The sequence below is a fragment of the Terriglobus sp. ADX1 genome (assembly GCF_036877645.1).
Taxonomy (GTDB): Bacteria; Acidobacteriota; Terriglobia; order Terriglobales; family Acidobacteriaceae; genus Terriglobus.
Genome location: NZ_JAEDXV010000020.1, coordinates 1 through 22,370 on the forward strand (window position 1 = coordinate 1; position 22,370 = coordinate 22,370).

General features: G+C 54.7%; 11 protein-coding genes and 1 pseudogene. 8 read left to right on the forward strand and 4 right to left on the reverse strand.

The genetic code is table 11. The features are described from left to right. Positions 1-713 (forward strand): hypothetical protein (locus tag JAO32_RS13610; protein WP_334241272.1); only part of this gene is annotated, 713 nt, incomplete at its 5' end. Positions 714-1,061: 348 nt separating this feature from the next. Here JAO32_RS13610 and JAO32_RS13615 read toward each other — a convergent pair. Further along, the gene (locus JAO32_RS13615; protein WP_334241275.1) at positions 1,062-1,739 is read right to left on the reverse strand and encodes a GntR family transcriptional regulator; all 678 of its coding nucleotides are present in this window, start codon (positions 1,737-1,739) and stop codon (positions 1,062-1,064) included. A 50-nt stretch (positions 1,740-1,789) separates the two neighbouring features. Beyond that, positions 1,790-3,964 carry a M28 family peptidase gene (locus tag JAO32_RS13620; protein WP_334241277.1) on the reverse strand — a complete coding sequence of 725 codons (2,175 nt, stop codon included), beginning with the start codon at positions 3,962-3,964 and terminating at the stop codon, positions 1,790-1,792. A gap of 244 nt (positions 3,965-4,208) precedes the next feature. Here JAO32_RS13620 and JAO32_RS13625 point away from each other — a divergent pair, with 244 nt between their 5' ends. From JAO32_RS13625 to JAO32_RS13635, 3 genes are all read left to right on the forward strand, one after another. Then, a complete protein-coding gene (locus JAO32_RS13625; RefSeq protein ID WP_334241279.1) occupies positions 4,209-7,277 on the forward strand; it encodes a TonB-dependent receptor in 3,069 nt (1,022 codons plus the stop codon). Between the two features lie 90 nt (positions 7,278-7,367). After that, complete coding sequence (locus JAO32_RS13630; RefSeq protein WP_334241281.1) at positions 7,368-8,858, forward strand: M28 family metallopeptidase; 1,491 nt, start codon at positions 7,368-7,370, stop codon at positions 8,856-8,858. A gap of 11 nt (positions 8,859-8,869) precedes the next feature. Next, positions 8,870-10,654, forward strand: a complete 1,785-nt coding sequence (locus tag JAO32_RS13635; RefSeq protein WP_334241283.1) for an amidase — start codon at positions 8,870-8,872, stop codon at positions 10,652-10,654. Positions 10,655-10,831: 177 nt separating this feature from the next. On the opposite strand, the gene JAO32_RS13640 is transcribed toward JAO32_RS13635, so the two are convergent. Beyond that, positions 10,832-11,914: a LacI family DNA-binding transcriptional regulator gene (locus tag JAO32_RS13640; RefSeq protein ID WP_334241285.1), complete on the reverse strand. Its 1,083-nt coding sequence runs from the start codon at positions 11,912-11,914 to the stop codon at positions 10,832-10,834. 399 nt (positions 11,915-12,313) lie between these two features. Between JAO32_RS13640 and JAO32_RS13645 the strand changes: the two genes are divergently transcribed. From JAO32_RS13645 to JAO32_RS13660, 4 genes and pseudogenes are all read left to right on the forward strand, one after another. Then, a complete protein-coding gene (locus tag JAO32_RS13645) occupies positions 12,314-15,574 on the forward strand; it encodes a TonB-dependent receptor (protein WP_334241287.1) in 3,261 nt (1,086 codons plus the stop codon). 98 nt (positions 15,575-15,672) lie between these two features. After that, positions 15,673-16,743 carry a GRP family sugar transporter gene (locus JAO32_RS13650; RefSeq protein WP_334241290.1) on the forward strand — a complete coding sequence of 357 codons (1,071 nt, stop codon included), beginning with the start codon at positions 15,673-15,675 and terminating at the stop codon, positions 16,741-16,743. Positions 16,744-16,846: 103 nt separating this feature from the next. Then, positions 16,847-17,727: pseudogene (locus JAO32_RS13655) on the forward strand (ribokinase). Between the two features lie 87 nt (positions 17,728-17,814). Beyond that, positions 17,815-20,043, forward strand: a complete 2,229-nt coding sequence (locus tag JAO32_RS13660) for a formylglycine-generating enzyme family protein (RefSeq protein ID WP_334241295.1) — start codon at positions 17,815-17,817, stop codon at positions 20,041-20,043. Between the two features lie 636 nt (positions 20,044-20,679). On the opposite strand, the gene JAO32_RS13665 is transcribed toward JAO32_RS13660, so the two are convergent. Beyond that, positions 20,680-22,368, reverse strand: a complete 1,689-nt coding sequence (locus JAO32_RS13665; RefSeq protein WP_334241297.1) for a ParB/RepB/Spo0J family partition protein — start codon at positions 22,366-22,368, stop codon at positions 20,680-20,682. Positions 22,369-22,370: the final 2 nt, after the last annotated feature.

The following is a 22,370-nucleotide window of genomic DNA, read 5'->3' on the forward strand; positions in this document are numbered from 1 at the left end:
TGCTTGCAGACGTCAGCTATGTGTTGCGCCTTCTGGGCGACCGTCCAGTTACGCTGGACGCATATGCCGACCGCACATATATGAAGGGCCTAATCCCGGAGAACGCTTCGCGCGGTGAGTTGAGTCTGCTCCACTATCTGCAGGACGCCCAAATTACATCCATGACAGATGCACGTGCCGCCTCGATGCTGACGCAGCTTGCCGGGTCGCTTCACGACAAACTCGTGTTTCGTTCTGCCAAGGAAGTAACCGGGGCGACGATGCTGACGGGCAACTTTATCATCGTAGGCGCAAAGAACTCGAACCCATGGGTGGAACTATACGAACCGCGGATGAACTTCAGGTTCGTCGAGAGTGGCATCCATGGATCGAGATACATTGATAATCGGATACCCAGACCGGGCGAGCAAGCTTTCTACGCGGTACATGAACCTACCGGATACTCCGGCGAAGACTATGCCACCATCTCCGTCTTGCCCAATGTGAACGATCAAGGTTCGACTTTGCTCGTGCAAGGACTTCGACGCGAAGGCACGGAAGCAGCAATCCAGTTTTTGAATAGTGCAAGTCGTCGTGATTCCCTCGAAGCAAAGCTGCGAGCAGCGAACAGGGGCAGGCTGCCAAAGTATTTCGAAGCCTTGATCCAATCACATGCGGTCGCGGGTTCCGCCACTTCCATTGACTGTATAGCCGTACATCCACTGCACCCGTAAGCCAGTTTTGCCGGAACGTCTACTAGGTCCCGCACGATGGCAGTTCGAGGTTTTCCTTCCTCACTGAGCCACATTGACACCAGTTCTGCTGAATTTTTCCAGCCAAGTATTTGGGCAATACTGACCCATCGAATTTCGAACGAGGGCCTTACGATCAACGCCGATACCAGACCATTCTTGCGCCACATCGCTATCGTCGCGCCTAGGAGCAGGGCTGCTCGATCGGTGTCCTTACCGCACAACTTGCATCCGTGCGTGATCAAGTTGATGCGTGCGATCTCTTCGGGTTCGTAGCGAAGATTAGGCGCTGGCTTGTCTCCTCTCTTCGCCGCTTCCTCACGACCCGTCCTACGATAAGTCACCAGGTCTCGTCTGCGTGGACTTCCATGATGCGAGCAAGGTATCGCGAACGAAATGGATATGAGCACATGTCTCACTCCTTGCCAATTCGCGGTCACCACTCGAGATTGCTTCGACGATTTTCTGATGAGCTGATGGAGTATCCGAAGAGGATAGCTGATAGGTCTGATAGCGACACAACAGCAGCTTATCCTGCAAGTTGTTGTAGACGCGTGACAGTTCCTGGTTGCCAATTGCAGCGACGATTGTCTGATGGAAGAAAATGTCTTCGTCAATGTATTTGGTTTTGTCGCCGGCTTGTAGTAATGCATGTGTCCGCTCTACGCTGTGGCGAAGGGTCTCTATCAACTCCGGAGTGGCAACCACCATCGTCGCAGCGAAACTCTCCAGAGCTTCGCGAAGTTGATACAAATCGGCGATTTCTGTATCAGAGAAGGTGTGAACATATGCCCCACGACGCGGCTCAATCCGAACAAGGCCTTCGCTTTGGAGCGAGTTGAGTGCCTCCCGCACAGGTGACTTGCTAATACCAAGTTGTTCTGCAAAAAATGTTTCCGTCAAACGAATCGCTTCGCCTGGATTTTTCGCAAGAATATAGCGTTTGATACTCTCGTGGGCCTGTTCAGTAAGGCTGAGTGAGGTCTGCAATTTTTTCAATGATGACATCGGGATCTTTCGTGCGTTTCCGTTTTCCGGACAAATCCGCCGCTCAAAAACTACCACTCCTTCGCAAGATTCGTAACGATGTCAGTCAATGCTTCCAAATCTCGCATATCGATCACTTCTCCTGGTGAATGCGCGTATCGAAGCGGCCAGCTTAAAGCAACGTCAATTGCTCCATATCGGACAAACGCTGCCCCGTCGTTGCCTCCGCCTGTAACGCCGTACTGCACAGGAACGTTGTGCTTAACTGCGATTCCCTGCACGCGCTGTACAGCACTCCATGGGGCGATATTTGAGTTATCGATGGCGCGGATCACAAAGCCTTCACCCAGCTTTCCTTCCGCGAAACGTCGTGATTCCAAAGGTGAGTCGGACGAAACAAAGGTATCGATTGCGAATACTGTAGCGGGAATGCGCCCCTTGTCATTTGCTTCCCTGGCGAATGCTCCAGCTCCAAGGAGGCCGAGTTCCTCCTGCGTGGACCACACGAACGTCACATCTCTGTGAAAGTCTTTTCCAAGGGCCCATAGAGCTTCCACCATGGCACTGCAACCCACGCGATCATCAAGGCTCCTGACCGAAACGCGCCCATCCTGAAGAGTCCGCAACCGTTTGGGAATCGTAACGAAATCGCCCACTTCGATGCCCATCGCCGAAGCTTCGGCGGCAGAGTCCGCTCCTACGTTCAACGTTGCTGCAATTCGAAAATCTGCAGGAAAGTGGAAGCTCGTAGAGTCAAATCCGTCTGGAAGCGCAACAACAGCTTCCAACATACCGGAATGGGTATGCACCAGTGCAGGATGGCCCCAGAAGAACGCAGGAGCTCCGCCGCCTTTGTTATCAAGTTGCAGGGTGCCGTTTGCATCGATGCTCTCGACCCGGAAACCCAGTTCGTCCGTATGTGCCATGAAAACCATGGATGGTTTATCCCGGTTGCCAAAACGGACAATCAGATTTCCTGCCGAATCGGTCTCCGGTTTTACCCACGGTGGGAGCAGCTGCTCCACGGCCTCGCGCGGCAACTTCTCAACTTCGCTAACGCCATAGGTTTCGGTCAACACTTTGAGTACAGCCGCGGTGTCCGGCTTCGTTGTTGCCTTTGACACAGGTGGATACGCTATTGCCTGAACAGGCGATGGTGACCGCACGGAAGCATCTGTGCCCAGCGCGTGGAGCAAGGTTGTCAACAGCTTTGTGAGATCACGATCATCCAACATTTCTCCAGCGGTCAGCGGGTACTGAATCGGCACTCCAAGATGAATCGACTTAGGTGGAAGCGTTATCGCCGAACCGTAGCCACGAATCAGGAACGGAGCAGCGGGGACATCACGTAAGGACGAGGTATGAAACCATTCAGCATCGGGGGATGCCACCTGACTGAAACGCAGGATGCCCGAGCCAAGAGCAGGTGCAGCCATCACCGATGAGGCAACGTCTTTTCGACCGCGGCCCAGGTAAATGACCTCTTCCGGCTGCGTCATCTGTAAGACCCGCGTAAGTCCTCGTGAACCGGCATACTGCTGCGTTACAAACGCAATGGTCGTGGTACCAATGCCGGGATTCTTTTCCAGGCTCTTCGCCAGTTGAAGCAAGACGGCCGCTCCAAATCGATCACCTATCGCGGTTCCCGCCCAACGGTGCGGACCGACACGCAGTAACGCACGATCGGCGGCCAGAGGGCTAAGTACATCCACGCCACTCTTCTTCACAGCCGCCTCAGACTTTGCCCCGATATCGACATAGAAGTTGTCGATATCATCTGGATCGGGAACATTGTGACGTCCGGGTGTGAGATGGATTGATAGTCCCGCGACCACACCCGGCACAGTTCCACCATCTCTTGCTGTAATGAGCATCTGTTGGGCGTTATGCATCTCGTTATAGTGCGGTGGCATACCAGTCTGTGGTAACCGCTGCACACGCAGATATCCATCAGCTTCAATCCTGCTCACCACATAGCCAGGTTCATCGATAGGAGTTGCGATGAGCCGATGCGGCGCGCCCGTCCCAAACGTCACCACAACGTTGCCCAGACTGTCTCGATGGGGATGTGCATCCTTCAATGCCACTGCTAGCCGCTCGGACAGAGCCGACTCGTAGCCGCTCACGGCCACTATGTTTGTAAGCCATGCAAGGTTCTCCGTTGGCGATGCTATCTGCGCCTTCATCGCCGCGGAGATGCTGCCTACGACGATGGAAGAAACGAGGAGCGAGCGGATCGATAACATAGGCCCTCCCTAAACGCTTCAATTTTGGATGAATGCGTGGATAATATCTGATATATTACGGCTCATCCGCACCGCAAATGAATTTGCCCATAAGGGTGACTCGTTTTGAAGCCGCACGTTCTAGGCCGACTTCGACACCCTGACCTAAATGCACCACCAATAATCCGTTGGTGGAAACGGACACCTGACGTCGCCGGAGGCATTCAATGCCCGGACCGACGCCTTGTTTCACTTAGGAGGCACTATGAAGCACCGCAATTCCCTTCTCGCACTGGCAGCCATCGCAGCGGTTCCTACACTTGTTTTTGCCCAATCGACGGCTACGCTTTCCGGCACGGTCAAAGATCCATCCGGTGCCGCATTGCCTGGCGCGCAGATTGTCATTCGCAATCTTGGAACGGGAGTGGAACGCTCTCTGACGAGCGATGCCGCTGGCCAATATGTGGCTCCCTCGCTTCCTCCCGGAGACTATTCTGTTCGCGCTACCGCGACTGGATTCAGTGCGTTCACGGTACAGCGGCTAACACTGGCAGTGGATGCACACGCAAATCTTGATGTTCCCCTGTCCGTCTCCTCCACGGGTGAAGTAGTGCAGGTAGAAAGTTCCGCTCCGCTGATCGACTCCGAGTCCATCACTGTCGGTCAGGTAATCGATCGGCAGACTGTGCAGGAAGTGCCCCTGAATGGTCGCCACTTCCTTGATCTAACGGTACTCACTCCGGGCGGTGTTACGGCTCCCGCAAATGGTTCGCTCACGGCACCCAGCCGTGGCTTGGGTGCGAACTCGTTTGTCACCGCTGGAAACCGCGAAGACTCCGTAAACTTCCAGATCAACGGCGTGAACCTGAATGACATGGTGCAGAACCAGATCACGTTCCAGCCCTCGATCAACACCACCTCTGAGTTCAAGATCAACAATCAGACCTTCTCTGCTGAATACGGCCGCTCTTCGGGTTCTGTGGTCAACGTCAGTACCCGCTCCGGCACCAATGCGTTTCACGGCGAGGCATTCGACTACATCCGCAACGAAGCGCTGGATGCACGCAATTACTTCAGCCCCAAGGGCACGCGTATGCCTTCGCTGAAGCGCCATAACTTCGGTGCTGCACTGGGTGGACCAATCTGGAAGGACCACACATTCTTCTTCGCCAGCTACGAAGGTCTGCGCCAGTCACAGGGATTGGCCCTGAACAGCGGTGTACTTACCGCTGCTCAGCGTGCCGGGGTCACGGATCCCGTCGCGAAACGCCTCCTTGCTTATATTCCGCTGGCGAATGACAGCACCGGAGCCCGCTTCATCGGCACTGCAGCCGGACCAGTTCAGACGGACCAGGGAACCATCGATATCAGCCACACCTTTAGCCCTATCGATACCATCCATGGCTTCTATGCGCTGCAGAAGGACGTCCGCACAGAACCCACGCTGCAGGGCAATACCATTCCAGGGTTCGGAGATAATCGCGCCGCCACACGACAGATCCTGACGCTGAACGAAACCCACGTATTCTCGCCCAGATTGGTGAACGAGGCTCGCCTTGGCTTCAACCGCATTTCAATCTCGTTCAATCCCAACGTCACGACGGACCCGACAACACTTGGTTTGGGCACTGGAACAACTGGCCCCAACGGTATCCCTCAGATCACCATCACAGGTCCTGGCCTTAACTTTGGCGGACCGTCGGGATTCCCCCAGGGGCGTTTTGACACCCTCGGCATTTTCTCGGATACAGCCACCTATACCCTGGGCAAGCATTCCATCAAATTTGGTGGAGAATTCCGTCGCTTTCTGAACGTGAATTTCTCGCAGGATACAGGCACCATCGGATTCAACACGGTTGCCAACTTCCAGACGGGCAGTGCGAACAGCTTCAGCATCACGCCCACACGTACATCCAACCGCATTTATGTAAATGCCGTAGGTGCGTTCGTTCAGGATTCCTGGAAAATCACGCCGAATCTCACTGCAGAGTTGGGTCTTCGCTACGAGTGGAACGGTTCTCCTGTGGATGGTTCAAACCGTCTGGTTGTGTTTGACACTACCAGCGCCTCCCTTTTCCGCGTAGGAACAAATGGCTATGGCAATAGTCCATACACACAGAATCACAACATCGAACCGCGCCTTGGCTTTGCCTATGATGTGTTCGGCACAAATAAGACTGTGTTACGCGGCGCATACGGCTTCATGGCAGATCAGCCGGAAACCAACGCTGTCAGCGGCCTCAACGGCAACCCACCATTCGCGAATCGCGTTACGTATAGCAACGCTACGACGACGATCCCTCTGTCCAGCCTGTACGCTTCCGCTGGTGCGGCTGGCATCGGTATCTCCGGTGTGCAACGCAATCTGCGCAATGCCTACACTGAGACCTTTAACTTGAACGTGCAGCAGGAACTGCCCTTTGGAGTGGCTGCGTCCATTGGCTACTATGGCTCCGTCGGCAAGCATCTCCGCACGCCACTGAACATCAACCAGCCAAATGCAGCGGGTGTCCGTCCGTTCCTTGCCGTCTCCACGAACAGCCCCATCTCGCCCGGCGCGAACATCAGCAATGTAAATATCACGCAGGTTTCTTCCATTGGCATGTCAAACTACAACGCCATGTGGCTGACGTTGCGTAAGGCGTTCCGGAATGGCCTGAACTTCAACTTCAATTACAACTACTCGAAGTCGATGGACACAGGTTCGCTGAGCGGCACCGTACTTCAGGATGCAACACGCCCGTATCTGAATTATGGCCCGTCGGATTATGACACTGCGAACCGCATCTCCTTCAACGCGATCTACTTACTGCCGTTCAAAGGCAACCGCCTTGTTGAAGGTTGGCAGCTCTCCGGTATTTCGCAATGGCAGACGGGCAATCCCCTGAACGTCACTACCACGTCGACATTTACTGGTACCGCAAATGTCCTGCATCCCAACCTGCTCACGCCCGTACAGTACGGCAAGGTTCGGAGTTCCGCTTCTACGGTACAGTGGTTTACGCCGTCCGTCTGCGCTGCTTCCGCAACCGCAGGTTGCACCTTCCAGATCCCGACGACTGGATTTGGCAACCTGAGCCGCAATGCGCTACGTGGCCCCGGCTTCGCTGATACAGACTTCTCCATCGAGAAAAACACTTCAATCACGGAGCGCGTAAAGTTCCAGGTGCGTGCGGATGCTTTCGACATCTTCAATCACGCAAGCTTCGGCAATCCGGGAACCTCTGCAGTCGCAGGTTCCACCAGCTTCGGTGTCATCTCCTCAACTCGTTTCCCGGTCGGAGATCTTGGCTCGTCACGTCAGCTTCAGATCATCGGCAAGATCATTTTCTAATCCACCAATCACTTAGGAGACACTGCGGCGCTCGACGGTAGAGCGCCGCAATTCGTTTATCCCATCTGGTCTTACGTCTTCAGGAGCCTCATGAACTACGTTCGTTCTTCCCTTGCGCTTGCGTTAGTCCTCATTCCATCTACATTTCGGTTGACCGCTCAGTCTGTCCACACTCCGGTGAGCGGCCGCGTGGACTACACGTCGGTGGGAACCCCGCTCCATACGCCACCTGCTGATCCCGAAATTCGTGCTGCACTGAAGCAGGTCTCCGCAGATCACATCAAAGCGAACATCAGCCACCTGGTGGACTTTCATAACCGTTCGACCATCTCTTCGACAGAAACGGATCTCAAACCGGGGACAGGTGTGTTTGCCGCTGCGGAATGGATCAAGTCACAGTTCGAGGCTTACAGCAAGGACTGCGGTGGATGTCTGCAGGTGCAGTACGACGAGTTCGTTGAACAGCCACAGCCTGGTTTCAACAACAGCAAGCCACGCATCATCAAACCGACCCCTCTGCGCAATGTGTATGCCATCCTCAAGGGCACAGACCCCGTCGCAAGCAAGCGTATGTACCTTGTCACAGGCCATTACGACACACGCGAAACGGACGTAATGAACACGCACGACTTCGCACCCGGTGCGAATGACGATTCCAGCGGCACTGCCGTATCGCTGGAAGCCGCGCGTGTGCTGAGCAAGTATAAATTTCCGGCCACAATTGTCTTTGTGACAGTTGCCGGAGAGGAGCAAGGCCTGAATGGTTCTGGCCATCTGGCAAAGCTGGCAAAGGAACAGGGCTGGCAGTTGGAAGGCGTACTCAATAACGATATCGTTGGCGGCGATACCACCCCGGGCGATACGTTGCAAAGTAAGACACGCGTCCGTGTTTTTTCCCAGGGCATCCTACCGTCCGCTCCCATTGAACAAATCCGTGCAGCGTTGAGCATTGGCGCAGAGAATGAAACGCCATCTCGCCAGCTTGCACGTGCGGTGATGGAAGTAGACCGTACCTACCTGGCTACGTCTGCACCGAAGCCACTGCACAGCGTGATGGAGCTTCGGCTGGATCGATTCCTGCGCGGTGGTGATCACCGTTCGTTCAGCGATCAGGGCTTTGCAGCGGTTCGCTTTACCGAGTGGCGCGAAAACTTTGACCATCAGCACCAGCACGTCCGTACGGAGAATGGGAAAGAATACGGCGATCTTCTCAAGTTCGATGACTTCAATTACATCGCTCAGGTCGCTCGTTTAAATATGGCAACACTTGCAACATTGGCGAAATCGCCGGGCATTCCACAATCGGTCCAGGTCGTCACGTCTAACCTGGATAACGATACGATTCTCACATGGGAGCCGCCCCTCAGCAGCACAGGCACACCGAGCTATCAAATCGTTTGGCGCGAGACCTCAGCAACAGACTGGCAATACGGCGTGGACGCCGCGAAGTTTCCCGGAACCACTCCTAACTCTGTGCGCCTGCCCGTCTCAAAGGACAACGTCTTCTTCGGTGTCCGCGCATGCACTGGTTCCTACTGCAGCCCGGCGGTAGCGCCGGTAGTTGCCCCCAGACAACGCTGACGGAGACAGACATGGACATGAGAACACGTCGCGCATTTCTCGTGCAGGGCGCGGCATCGGCATTTGCAATGGCCTTGCATGCACAGGGCCCACAAAGTACACCAACACCAGGCGCGCCTCCTGCATTTGGCACGGCGCCCGCTGTTGGCCCGAGCATCTCGCCTGCCGATTTTGAACACGCAGAGAAGCTTCTACAAGTAACACTAACGCCCGCCGAACGCACCGAGGCTGCTGGCAACTGGCAGAACAGCATGGCGGCTCTGGTAGAACGCCGCACGGGCCCACGAAAGGTGCCTTTATCGGATGGCCTGGCCCCCGCAACTACATGGCAGCCGACGTCCATAACTCATGCGCAGTTCTCCGGTCCTTCCACGCAGGTCTTCGGCCATGTGGCTGTTTCCCTGCCAACAAATGATGAGGCAATTGCGTTCGCACCGGTGACACACCTTTCTCACTGGATCAAGAGCCGCATGCTGACATCAGAGCGGCTGACCAGAATTTATCTTGCTCGCCTCAAGCGATACGATCCGCAACTCCGTTGCGTCATCACACTCACGGAAGAACATGCACTGCAACAAGCACGTGCTGCTGACACAGAGATTGCTGAGGGCAAGTACCGAGGCGTGCTGCACGGCATTCCCTATGGTGCAAAGGATTTGCTCGACACAGCTGGAATCGCCACCACGTACGGTGCCGAGCCATATCGGAACCGTGTACCGCAGAAAGACAGTGCTGTCATTCACAAGTTGAACGAAGCGGGAGCAGTGCTGGTGGCAAAGCTATCACTAGGCGCGCTGGCGTTAAACGACATCTGGTTCGGTGGCCAGACCATGAATCCTTGGCTGCTGGAAGAAGGTGCATCCGGTTCCAGCGCAGGTCCTGGAGCAGCCGTAGCTGCGGGCCTGGTGGGGTTTGCCATTGGCAGTGAGACGGAAGGCTCTATCGTCTCTCCATCCATGCGCTGCGGTGTCACCGGCCTTCGCCCCACGTACGGTCGCGTGCCACGCACAGGTGCTATGACGTTGGCTTGGTCACTCGATAAACTCGGCCCAATGGCACGCGGTGTTGAAGACACAATGATGGTGCTTCAGGCAATCTCAGGGCAGGATTCTGGCGATGTTGCAAGTGTCGATGCACCTCTGCTGTTTGACGCATCGCAGAATGTCAAAGGACTGCGCCTCGGCTATGTCCCTAAATGGATGAAAGAATCGCCCGCAACGGACGTGGACCGTAATGCTTTGGAGGTAGCAAAGCAGATTGGCATGCTCCCAGTAGAGGTGAATCTGCCGGACTGGCCATACGACAATCTCAATACCATTCTGTTTGCAGAAGCTGCTGCGGCTTTCGAAGAACTTACTCTAACCAACGCTGACGACCAACTCAAGATGCAGGTGCCGGACGCCTGGCCAAACAGCTTCCGCCAGGCACGCTTTCTTTCCGCGGTGGACTTCGTACAGGCAGACCGCATGCGTCGCGCCGTAGCCATGGAGATGGAACGCATCATGGGGCAGGTTGATCTCATCCTTGTACCGTCACTGCGAGACGAGATGCTTACCATCACCAACTTCACCGGGCATCCGTCATTGACACTTCGTGCAGGGTTTGTGCACGTCAATCAGGCACGTAGCGACTGGGCTCCCGATCCTAAACATCCTCCACAGGTATTCACCCCAGGTCGACGCGTCCCACACGGGGTGACGCTCATCGGTAAATTATTCGCAGAAGGCACTATAGTTCAAGCTGGCATCAGTCTTGAAAAAGCTCTGGGCATTATGTCAGAACATCCTCAACTATGACGCAAAGCTGACTTGCGCACACTTCCGGTAGCTATTGCGTCAACCTTTGCCGCTCGTTTGGAGAACAAGACCGGCGTGGCTACCACAGCAAGCAGTAGCAATCCAAGCTCTGCCAGCAAATCTGCATCTTCTGAATCTCACGCAAATCATCAGCAGGACGCCACCGATCACATTGGCTCAATTGAAGGTTGGGGATGCAGCTTGTTTCCCTTTGCTTCTGCGTCTTGCCGTCGATGAGCTTATTTGAAATGTCTGCGACGGGGGCGCCACCGAATGTCTCAACTTCAGCAATGTCTCAAGAACAATATGCTTTGCAGGACTATCGTCGCCTTGTCGACGATCAAGCAATAAGCGCGCTGCAGTCGTACCAAGTTGATAGCCTGACTGAGACACCGAAGAAAGAGACGGATTCGTTGTTTCACCCAGATCCAGATCATCAAAGCCGATGATTGAAACATCCTCCGGGCAACGGAGACCTGAGTCTCGAACAGCAAGCAAAACGCCTAAGGCGATCATGTCATTGCCAGCAAAGATCGCTGTCGGACGGGGAATCAGACGCAACAAAACTTGAGTCTTCGAGTAGCCTCCCTGCTTGTCGAAGCTCGTCTCCTGAGCATATTCCGGAGCAAGTGGAAGTTTCGCTTCTTTCATGGCTCGCCTGAAGCCTTCGAGACGTTCCTTAGCGTTTGTGAGGTGCAAGGGCCCTGTGATCGTTGCGAGCTGGGTATGTCCCAGCTGAATCAAATGGCGGGTTGCGTTATATGCACCGGTTTTGTTATCTGCGGTAACACTGTCACCGCTCCAATGCTTGGGAAGTCGATCAATGCACACGACACCGGTTCCCGCCTTTCGATATGACTCGGCCTGCGCTGTAAGCTCACTGAAGTTCGATGGGATAACAATGAGACCGGCAGGCAGATATGTGCGCAATTCGTTTAGATGGACAGTCTCTTTGGCGTGATCGTTATCGGTGTTGCAGAGAATCAGACGATATCCGTTTGAAAACGCCACGTCTTCGGCACCGCGAACAACCGAAGGGAAAAATGGATTCGTGATATCAGGGATAATCATCCCAATCATGTTGGTCGTATCGCGCCTTAAGCCGCGCGCTAACTGGCTGGGCTGGTAACCCGCTGCTTGCACTGCCTCAAGTACCCGGGTGCGCTTCGGCTCTCGCACTTTAGCGGAATTATTGAGCACATTTGAAACAGTGCCCAAAGAAACACCCGCCCTCTTAGCGATCTCATGCATGTTGGCCATTGGCGCTTTTCTCCGTTAAACCCTAAAAGTCTACTTGAAAGAGCCGCCATCCAAAACTCTGACAAGGCCTCAACTTGAAACATTTCATCCATCTTCACGTTGCTCCATGCCGATTTTACCCATGCTCCCACGACGACTTTATACCGTAAACAAGCTGCATCTAGAACTATCTGAAATAACGGCATTGACAATGACACCTATCAGGTAGTAGCTTCGCGCCTGTCTTTTTGAAAGCTTTCAAACTTGCCGCGGAATACCGCGCCTTTGGCTTTCAAAGGGAAATTGCAGCGTCCAGGAGGTTGCACAATGCATTTGCTACGAAATCGGCGGACACCGCCCACATCAGTCCTCGCTGTACCTCTATTCGCCATCGCCACAACTTGTGTAGGAAATTGTGCGATGGCCCAGGCAACGAATGCTCAAATTGGGGGACGCGTTATGGATCAAACTGGCGCCGTGGTCCCCAATACAACCATCGTTGTCCTGAATGTGGGAACTGGCTTGGAACGCACAGTCGCAGCCTCATCTCTAGGTGAATACACCATCCCTTCCCTTCCGGTGGGCACGTATAAATTGACGGCCACTTCGGCAGGATTCAAGAGCTACGCTCAATCGGGTATCACTCTTGAAAACGGACAGAGTGCCCGACTCGACGTCACTTTGGAAGTTGGAAGTGCGAACGCAACCGTCGAAGTCACATCGTCCGTGGTGCAGGTAGATACGAGTTCCGCGGCTATTCGCACTGAGATCGATAGCACCCAAATCAAAGAGCTTCCGCTCAATACACGTAATACGCTACAACTCATCACGCTTGTACCTGGTGTGGGCAGCGCTTCCCTGCCCGCCGCCGTGATAAATCAGCGTAACGGGCCAACGTTCAGCGTAAATGGGAGCCGCGTGAACGGAAGCCAAGTCTCACTGGACGGCGCGATCTTAGTAACTGGCCTCTATAACCGCCCCGCGAATCTTACGAATCCTGACTCCATTGGCGAATTTTCGCTGCTCACGAATAGCTATGGCGCAGAATTTGGACACGCATCGGGAGGAGCATTTGTAGCGGTCAGCAAAGCAGGAACCAATACATTCCATGGGTCAGCGTGGGAATTCCTGCGTAACGATGCGCTCAATGCAAGAAACTGGTTCGCACCCGCTCCAGCGGCGAAACCGATATTGAAACAAAACCAATTCGGAGTTGCGGGCGGCGGGCGAATCTTGAAAGACAAAGCCTTCTTCTTCGGAACCTATGAGGGATTGCGGATCCATCAGGTCACTCTCGAAAATCTTGCCACGATAACACCTGCTCAACGCAGTGGAGACTTCAGCTCTGTTGCGACGCAGCTTCACGATCCTTACAACACGACATGCAACACGAGCGGTAATTTGCCGGGTACTGGAACCACTGCATGTAATTACACCGCCGCCAATGGATATCCGGGGAGAAATCTAATTCCTCAGAATGAGTGGGACACAATGTCGGTGAACTTCATGAACACCTACATCCCCGCTCCAACTCTGCAGCCTTCTGGACTATGGGCCTATACGGACCAAGTTCCAACACCGACGAGCGGCGATCAATATACCGTCAGGGGAGATTATCGGCTAACGAGAAACGATCAAATGTATGTTCGTTACTTCCACATGGCTACTTCTGCCGTAACTGGACCACCATACTCTTCCATCATTTCTTCAAAGTACTACGACAACTTTACGAACACTAACTGGGGAACTACGGTTAGAGACACGCACACATTCACACCTAACCTGATTGGTGATTTCGGATTCTCAGATACAAATCTCAACACCGTCGGGACTCCCGAGGGACTCATCGTGACGGGTTCGCAGATGGGAGCCAAATACAACACCGGCGGATACAACGTATCACCGCAAGTATCAGTATCTGGCGTGACAAGCTTTGGTTCTGGCAATCCGTGGTATGAAAACACAGCGTTAAAGCAAGCCGATGCCAAGCTTTCATGGGTAAAGGGCAGACATCTATGGCAGTTTGGTGCGATGGGTCTTCGTGAAGCGGAACACATCGAATGGACCAGCACAAACTCTGCAGGCAACCCGACCTTCAGCGGCGTGCAGACGGGAAACAACTGGGCTGATTATCTAATTGGTAAGCCCATCAGCTTCGGACAGTACACGCCCTATTACGGCAACGAGCATTCGGTGGAATCAGGATTCTATGGCCAAGATACCTACAAGGTATCATCTCGACTGACACTGAATCTTGGCTTGCGGTGGGATCTCTTCTATCCCTGGGTCGAGTTTAACCACAACTCTCCTACCGTCACGTTTGATCCCAGCTTCCATTCCACACGATTCCCCACCGCGCCTCCGGGACTTGCATTTCCTGGCGATCCGGGGATTCCGCCTGGAACCATCTTCATGGACAAGGGTGACTTCGCTCCACGGCTTGGGTTTGCCTACGACGTCTTCGGTGATGGAAAGACATCAGTGCGTGGCGGCTATGGCATCTTTTATAACGCGCCCGGAGCCATCACGATGGCTAATGAAATTGAGGCTCCTCCATTCGAGACACAGCTGATATTTACACCAAACACTTTCACCGATCCCTACGGGGGGACGGGCTACACGAATCCATTCCCGTATCCCTACCTTAACCCCGGACCAAATCCACTTTGGCCGTTTCCGGCGCAGTTTTACTCGCCTGATCCACACATCAAGAATGCGTTCACGCAGCAGTACAACTTCAACGTGCAACGTGAATTTCCGAAAGACCTGATGGTGCAGGTTGGCTATGTAGGAAGCCATGGGGATCGGTTGTGGAATGGAAACCAGGCAAATGCAGCGCCGTACTCAGCAGGTGGAACGGCAGCGAACGCGCAGTCGCGGCGTCCCTTCTTGCCGCAGTATTATGCCGGCATTACACGAATCTCCAATTTGGGATCCTCCAACTACAACTCTCTGCAAGTGACCGCACGAAAGCGTTTCTCAGAGGGTTACACCATGCAATTCGCGTACACCTTCGCGAAGTCGCTCGATTCGGGATCTGTTGCGGATGCTGATGGTGGAACCGCACAAAATCCAGCCAGCCCCATTCTAGGTGAGTATGCCAGGTCCGACTTCAATCAAAAGCATCTGCTACGCGTGAACGGCGTGTGGAATCTCCCGAAATTTGAGACCTTGGGCGTTGCGAAGTATGTCGTGGGTGGGTGGATGCTCTCAGGAATTGTCGCCTACAGCAGTGGAACTCCCTTCTCTGTGAGCACTGGCTCCTCGGCACCATGGCTAGGCGGGGGCCGAGACATGGGAGCTCTACGCCTAAACGCAACGGGCATCAATCCCTGCGCAGGGTGCGGCGGAAAAGATTCGTGGGCGCGAACCGGATATTTCAATACCGCCGCCTACGCTTCACCACTCCTCGCTCCCTATACGTACGGTACCTTTGGGAATAGCGGACGCAATAGTCTCACGGGACCCTCGTTATTTGATACCGACATGAGCCTTGCGAAGAACTTTTCATTCTTGCCCCGCGAAGGCTCGAAGATTCAGTTCCGTGCGGACATCTTCAATCTGTTCAATAACGTGTCCTTTAATAATCCAACAACTTCGTTAGCCTCGTCTGTCTTCGGAAAGATCACTTCCGCGGGAAATGCCAGACAGATTCAGCTTGCGTTACGGTTAGATTTCTAATCTCTAACCATTCCTGAGTGCTAGAAGGAATGACGTTTGAAACTGGCTCGTAAGATCACAGGCAGCAGCCGTCGCAAGCTGCTGCTTAATGAAAGCAATTGAAAGCCAGTTGTAGCCGGATCATCCTACCCGGCAGCAGGATCGACTTACTCGTCTCATTAAAAAGGACACGTTCAATGTATCAGCCTGAAACATACGGTATTGCACTTCTTTTCATGATCCTCAGCATGCTGTGCTGGGGATCATGGGCAAATTCGATGAAGCTTTGCCCTGGCTACAGATTCCAGCTCTTTTACTGGGACTACGTGATTGGCCTGATTGCGGGAGCAATCGTGTGGGGCGCAACGCTCGGAAGTCATGGAGCAGCAGGACGTCCGTTTTTCGCAGATATTGCTCACTCCGGGCAGTATCCGATTCTTCTCGCTATGACGGGCGGTGCGATCTTCAATATTGCTAATTTGTTGCTGGTGGCGGCGATCGATATCGCAGGACTGGCGGTGGCGTTTCCTGTTGGCATTGGTCTTGCGCTGATTGTGGGTGCAGTAAGTACCTACATCATTTCGCCTAAGGGAAATCCTGTACTTCTGTTTGCTGGTATCGCACTGGTGACAGCGGCCATCGTGTTCGATGCAATCGCTTATCGGCTTCGCGAAACTAAGCACGCGGCCATGAGCCGTCGCGGCATCATCATTAGTTTGATAGCCGGACTCTTGATGGGCACCTTCTATCCCTTCGTTTCAAAAGCTATGACGATCGAAGATGGTCCCGGACCTTATGCAGCGCTCTTCTTCTTCGCGCTTGGTGTAGCGATTTGCGCTATCCCCGTGAACTATTTCTTCATGCGCTTTCCTCTTGATGGCCGCGAGCCCGCGCCGATGCGGGGTTATTGGGAGGCGAGCGGTTCGTGGCACGTTTGGGGTGTGCTGGGAGGAGCTATCTGGTGCACAGGCGCAATGGCGAATTTTGTAGCCTCGCGCGCCAACATCGTAGGTCCCACTGTTTCTTATTCCATTGGTCAAGGCGCCACCATGATCTCTGCCTGCTGGGGCGTATTTGTCTGGCATGAATTCCGTGCTGCTCCGGCCCGTTCAAGAATCATTTTGAGATGGATGTTTGTGTTTTTCCTGTGCGGCTTAACGGCGGTCGCCTGCGCTCCGCTGTTTTCGTAGAAACCTTCATCGCTATTTTTTGAGGAGAAACGCAATGTCCGCGCAAAAACCTATTGTTGTGGTCGGCAGTATCAATACCGACCTAGTCGCAGTGACAAAGAGAATGCCCACTACCGGAGAGACGGTCATTGCATACGACTTCCAAACCCACCCTGGTGGCAAAGGCGCAAACCAAGCCGTTGCCGTGGCACGTCTCGGATATCCGGTGCGTCTGATAGGGCGGTTGGGGAACGATGCATTCGGTGGAGAGCTACGAACCGAGCTACAAACTGCGGGTGTTGACATAACAGGCGTCTCAACGAGCAATGGCGTTTCCGGCGTTGCAATCATCGTTGTCTCAGAGAGCGGAGACAACAGCATTCTGGTAGCGCCGGGTGCAAATTACAAAGTCACACCTGAGGATCTTGACGCAAACATCTCTATCCTCAGAGACGCAGGCATGGTTCTTACTCAGCTTGAAGTACCGCTTGAAACGGTAGAACATCTGGCACACATTTGCGCGAAAGAGAATGTGCCCTTAGTTCTTGACCCTGCCCCCGCGATGGAACTGCCACCAGGACTCTTCAAGCACATCGCGTGGCTGACTCCCAATCAGACGGAAGCAGCCTTCTACCTGGGGAATCAAAATTCTGAATCCAATCCACCTTCGCCTGCGAAGACGGCAGACATGTTTCTATCCAAGGGTTGTCGCGGAGTGGTGCTGAAGATGGGAGCAGATGGAAGCTACATGGCCACGCAGGATGGACTCAACAGGTTGGTTCCTGCGTGGCGGCCAAAGCAATCGACACCACAGCCGCAGGTGATGCCTTCAATGCAGGCTTTGCCACAGCGCTCATGTTAGGAAAATCTCCCTTGGAAAGTGCGAGTTTTGCAGCTGCCGTTGCTGCTATCTCGGTAACGCGCAGAGGAGCTCAGCCCTCAATGCCCAGCATGAAAGAAGTAGAGGCATTTCTGGAAGCATCAAGTGACCAGGTACGTCGTTAGTTTTTGGGTTACGCCGGACTTAGCGATTTCCTTATTCGCATCGGCCTATAAAGATTCTGAACCTATCCGAACGAAAGGAACTACGACATGAAAGCTCAACTTAGAACGATGTGGAGTGCTGCAACCCTTTCTCTTCTTGCTGTTCTCTGCACTGCCCAGGCCAATGCGCAGTTTGGAAATCCTCAAGGCCAGCTCATTCTTGCGCCACAATGTTTGACGACCGGTCCCATCATGAGGCCAGGGGCTACGGCATGTACTCCATCAACGCATCGGGATTGGCTTGCCGATAACATTCATTGGCGCACGGAACGCCGCATTCGTATCGGATACGATGGGTCACGTTATGCCCAGCCTCAACTTCAATGGGCACAACATAGCTTTATTCAGCCCCAAATGATGGTGCATGATCGCTATTTGTACGACCCTGTAACGGGGAAATACACCGTGGATCGTTATCTGGATGATCTTGAGAAGCGGTACGGCGGCATCGATGCCGTCCTCGTCTGGGCGGTCTATCCGAATGTAGGCATCGACGATCGGAACCAACATGACATCACACGCACGATGCCCGGCGGTGTGGAAGGTTTGAAACAAATGGTGGCAGACTTTCACAAGCGTGGTGTGAAGGTGCTGTTTCCCATGATGATGTGGGACCAGGGGACAAGAGACCCGGGAACAGACTGGCCAACGGCCTTTGCGCAGTTCCTGAAAGAGATTGACGCCGACGGCGTAAATGGTGATACGCAGGATGGTGTCCCGCTGGCTTTCTCGCTCGCTGCTGAGAAGGCTGGCCACCCATTAGCGTTTGAGCCGGAAAGCGGTCCCAGCGACGAAGCTCTTGCATGGAATGTTCTCACCTGGGGCCAGTACCAATACACATTTGCGCCTGGAGTGGACAGATATCGGTGGCTTGAACCGCGTCATCAGGTGAACATCCAAGGCCGATGGGATCGCGATAAAACCAATGCTCTTCAATACGCATTCTTCAACGGCGAAGGCTGGGAGAGTTGGGAGAACGTCTGGGGCATCTGGAACGGTGTGACTCCACGAGATGCAGAAGCGACGCGCCGTGTAGCGACGATCGAACGCGCAGTGGCTCCATTCTTTGCAAGCGAGGGATGGGAGCCCTACTATCCGACGTTGCGTTATGGTGTCTTCGCGAGCCGTTGGCCGCTAGCAGACCAGACAGTGTGGACCATCGTGAACCGCAATGAATACAACGTTGACGGAAATCAAATGACCATACCTCACAAGCAAGGCTTGCGTTACTTCGACCTCTATCACGGCGTCGAACTCAAGCCTGAAATCGAGGGCGAGCAGGCAGTGCTCACGTTTTCAACCGAAGCCCACGGCTATGGAGCGATTGCCACTACCAATGGAGAGCCGGACCCCAAGCTGAAAGAGCTGATGGGAAGGATGAAGGAGATGACCGCCAAACCTCTTTCCAGCTACTCGCACGAGTGGCACTTCCTGCCGCAACAGATGGTAGAGACCGCATCTTCAACACGCGCTACATCCGCACCCCAGGGGATGGTTCGCGTCGAAGGTGCTGATTACCAGTTCCGCGTACAGGGAATCGAGATTGAAGGAAGCGACGATGTTGGAGTCGATGTTCAGTATGGATGGGAAGATAGCCCCCGCCGTTTTCATGAGCACCCTATCCAGATCAAGCCGTTCTTCATGGATAAGTATCCGGTGACCAATGCTGAATTTAAGAAGTTCTTGGAGGCGACACATTATCAACCGAAGGACAGCCTCAACTTTTTGAAGGATTGGAAGAACGGCTCTTATCCAGAAGGCTGGGCGAACAAACCGGTTACGTGGGTATCGATAGAGGATGCTCGTGAATATGCAAAGTGGGCCGGCAAGCGGCTGCCGCATGAGTGGGAATGGCAGTACGCCGCACAAGGTAATGATGGCCGCACGTTTCCCTGGGGGAACTGCGATTGGCTCGGAGGATCACGCGGAGGCGGAGGTTCACTTGGCTGCCCTGCAGATAGCAAGTCCCTGGCGCCCGTTCAAGACAGCGGTCGCGTGCTACCCCCTCCCAGTGACGTCGATGCACATCCCAAGGGAGCAAGCCCTTTCGGCGTGATGGATATGGTGGGAAATGTATGGCAGTGGACTGACGAATATCGGGATGATCACACCCGTGCCGCTATTATTCGTGGCGGGAGTCACTATCGCCCAGCGGGTTCGCTCTGGTATTTCCCGGAAGCATACAGGAACGATCAGCATGGCAAGCTGCTGTTGATGGCTCCGAGTATCGACCGCTCCGGCACGCTTGGCTTCCGATGCGTGAAAGATACACAATGAAATAGGTACGAGCAGATCTTATTTCTTATGGTTAGTGCAAGACGATGCTCCGTGGATATGCAGGTGCATGTCCACGGAGTGAGCCGCTTAAGCGATCTTGTATCTACAGCTGCTCTTCAGAAGAAGAGTCGAGGAGGATAAACACTCCCCAGAGATAACCGACGATGCCAACAAAACTGTCTCAGTTGCCGCGTCATCAGATATCAGTTTCTGCACAGCTCCGGGGTCGAGCAGCGCGTGCAGTGCGCCAGAGATGTCTTGCACGGACGCTGGGCGATCTCAGAGCGCGTGGCAACAGGTGACTTGTGACGAACGGTGAGTTCCTGACGAGTGGACATGATGTTCCTTTCTGTTGGGCGGAGAACTTTAAAGTTACGAGCGGGAGAACGGCTTACGTGCAGGATGCGGCCCTCACGTACTGAACCGGCCACGAGATCTCGCGGTGGAGCTGATGCAAGGGGAAGGTGCAGGAGGGGGAACGTCTTCTGCCGCGCAGCCCGGCGAGCGCAGGCCGGAGACCAAGCGGGATGAGAGTCCGGGAGAAACCGAAGAGGGTTCTCCCGGCGCGCCGCGCGGGCAAAAGAAAGGCCACCCCGGACAGATGCCGGGATGGCCACGAATAGAAGCAGTAACGCGTTAGGCAGCGGCTTTCTTTGTCGTCCTGCGTTTGCCGTTGGAGGTTGTAGCGATTGCGGCTCCCTTCTGCTCCTTCGCCGTGGAGCGCACCGGCTTGGCTGGTGTGGGAACAAACATCGCCGCAGCCTTCTCCAGCCAGTCGATCTGTTCTCCCAACGGCAGCGACCGATGCTCGGAGAGGATCAGCCGCAGGAGGAATGCGGTCAACTTCTCATCCACGCAAAGGCCGAGCGCCTCGGTGAGCAGTTCGTCCAAAGTCTTCCCGTCGTCTCCGTCTTCCGGCGTATAGAACTCCGCGGCCTCTTCGAACAGACCATAGGGTGCGTCGTTAAGAAGGATTTGCAGGAGGAGGCGCAGCTGGTCGCCAGTGAAGACCAGCGGAGCATGTTCGACGATCTTCTCCAAGGTGGTCTTACGGGCCTGCCGCGCCTTCTCACGCTGCCGGGTTTCCGCCTCGCACTGCTTCTGCTGGCGTTCGAACTCTTCCTGCCGTTCCACACGCCGCCGCTCCTGTTCCGCGGCATAGGCCTGCTGCTGTTGTTCGTTGGCAGCTTCCCGTGCCTCCCGTTCTTCGTCCGTCTCATCGACGTCCGGCGGGATGGTAACCGGCGCGGGATGCTCGGCCTGTTCCCGCGCGACACGTGCAGCCGTAGCAGGATCATGCACCGGACAGTCGTCGTCGGTGCAGATCATGACGGTCTTCCCGGCATCGCGACCATAGACGATCAGAGCGGTACGGGTGGTGTTGCAGGGCAAGTCGGCATCGGGGTTATCGGGGATGTCCAACAGGCGATAGCTGTTCTTGGAGAGTGCGCCGGGAGCCTGTTCCTGTGGTGGACGCCAGAGGGTTTCGATCTGGACGAGACCGGGACGATCCACCAACACAGCGGCAATGTGCGCTGAGACCTTGGACTGGTAGCAGGCACCATCAAAGCACTGGTCGCCTTGCACGTCTGGGAAGAGACAGGTGTTGAAGCCACTGCGTTTGGGACAGGCCAGACACGCACCGGCCTCCGGGTTGAGGGTGGGGTCTTCCCGATCAAAGGGCGCATCGGCAAGGTCGAGAAAGAGATTGGTTTCGATCCACGCGTCCAGATGCTTCACCGGTAAGAGGTGCGCCTCCTTATCTTGCCAGTCCTTGCGCCAGCAGTTCTCAAAGGCATCGGCCTGATGCTCCTGCGGCAGACGAGCGATGGTGTTGGCATGACTCGCGGTAATGCGTTCTTCCAGAAACGCCGTGGCGACTTCGGGGATGAGCTTCAGCAGGGAGAGACGCGCATAGACATGGCTCTCACTCTTGCCGGTCTTGGCAGCGACGGCGGCAACATCATAGCCGGGCATCTCCAACAAGCGCCGGAAGCCTTGCGCTTCTTCATAGGGATGCACATCGACACGCTGGGCATTCTCGACAACCTGCCACTCGATGGCCTGGGTGTCGGTGAGTTCCTTGATGTGTGCGGGGATGGTGCACTGTTCCGCGAGGAGCGAACTGCGGAAGCGGCGCGCACCGGCCACGAGTTCGAAGCGGCCATTCCTGGGACGGACGACAACGGGCTGGATAAGACCATGTTCCCGGATGGAAGCGGCGAGTTCTTCGAGCTTGATCGGGTCGAAGGTCTGACGCGGGTTGGTCGTGGACTCATCAATGAGGTCGAGGGCGATGTATTGATACGGGCTGCTGTTCTGCATGA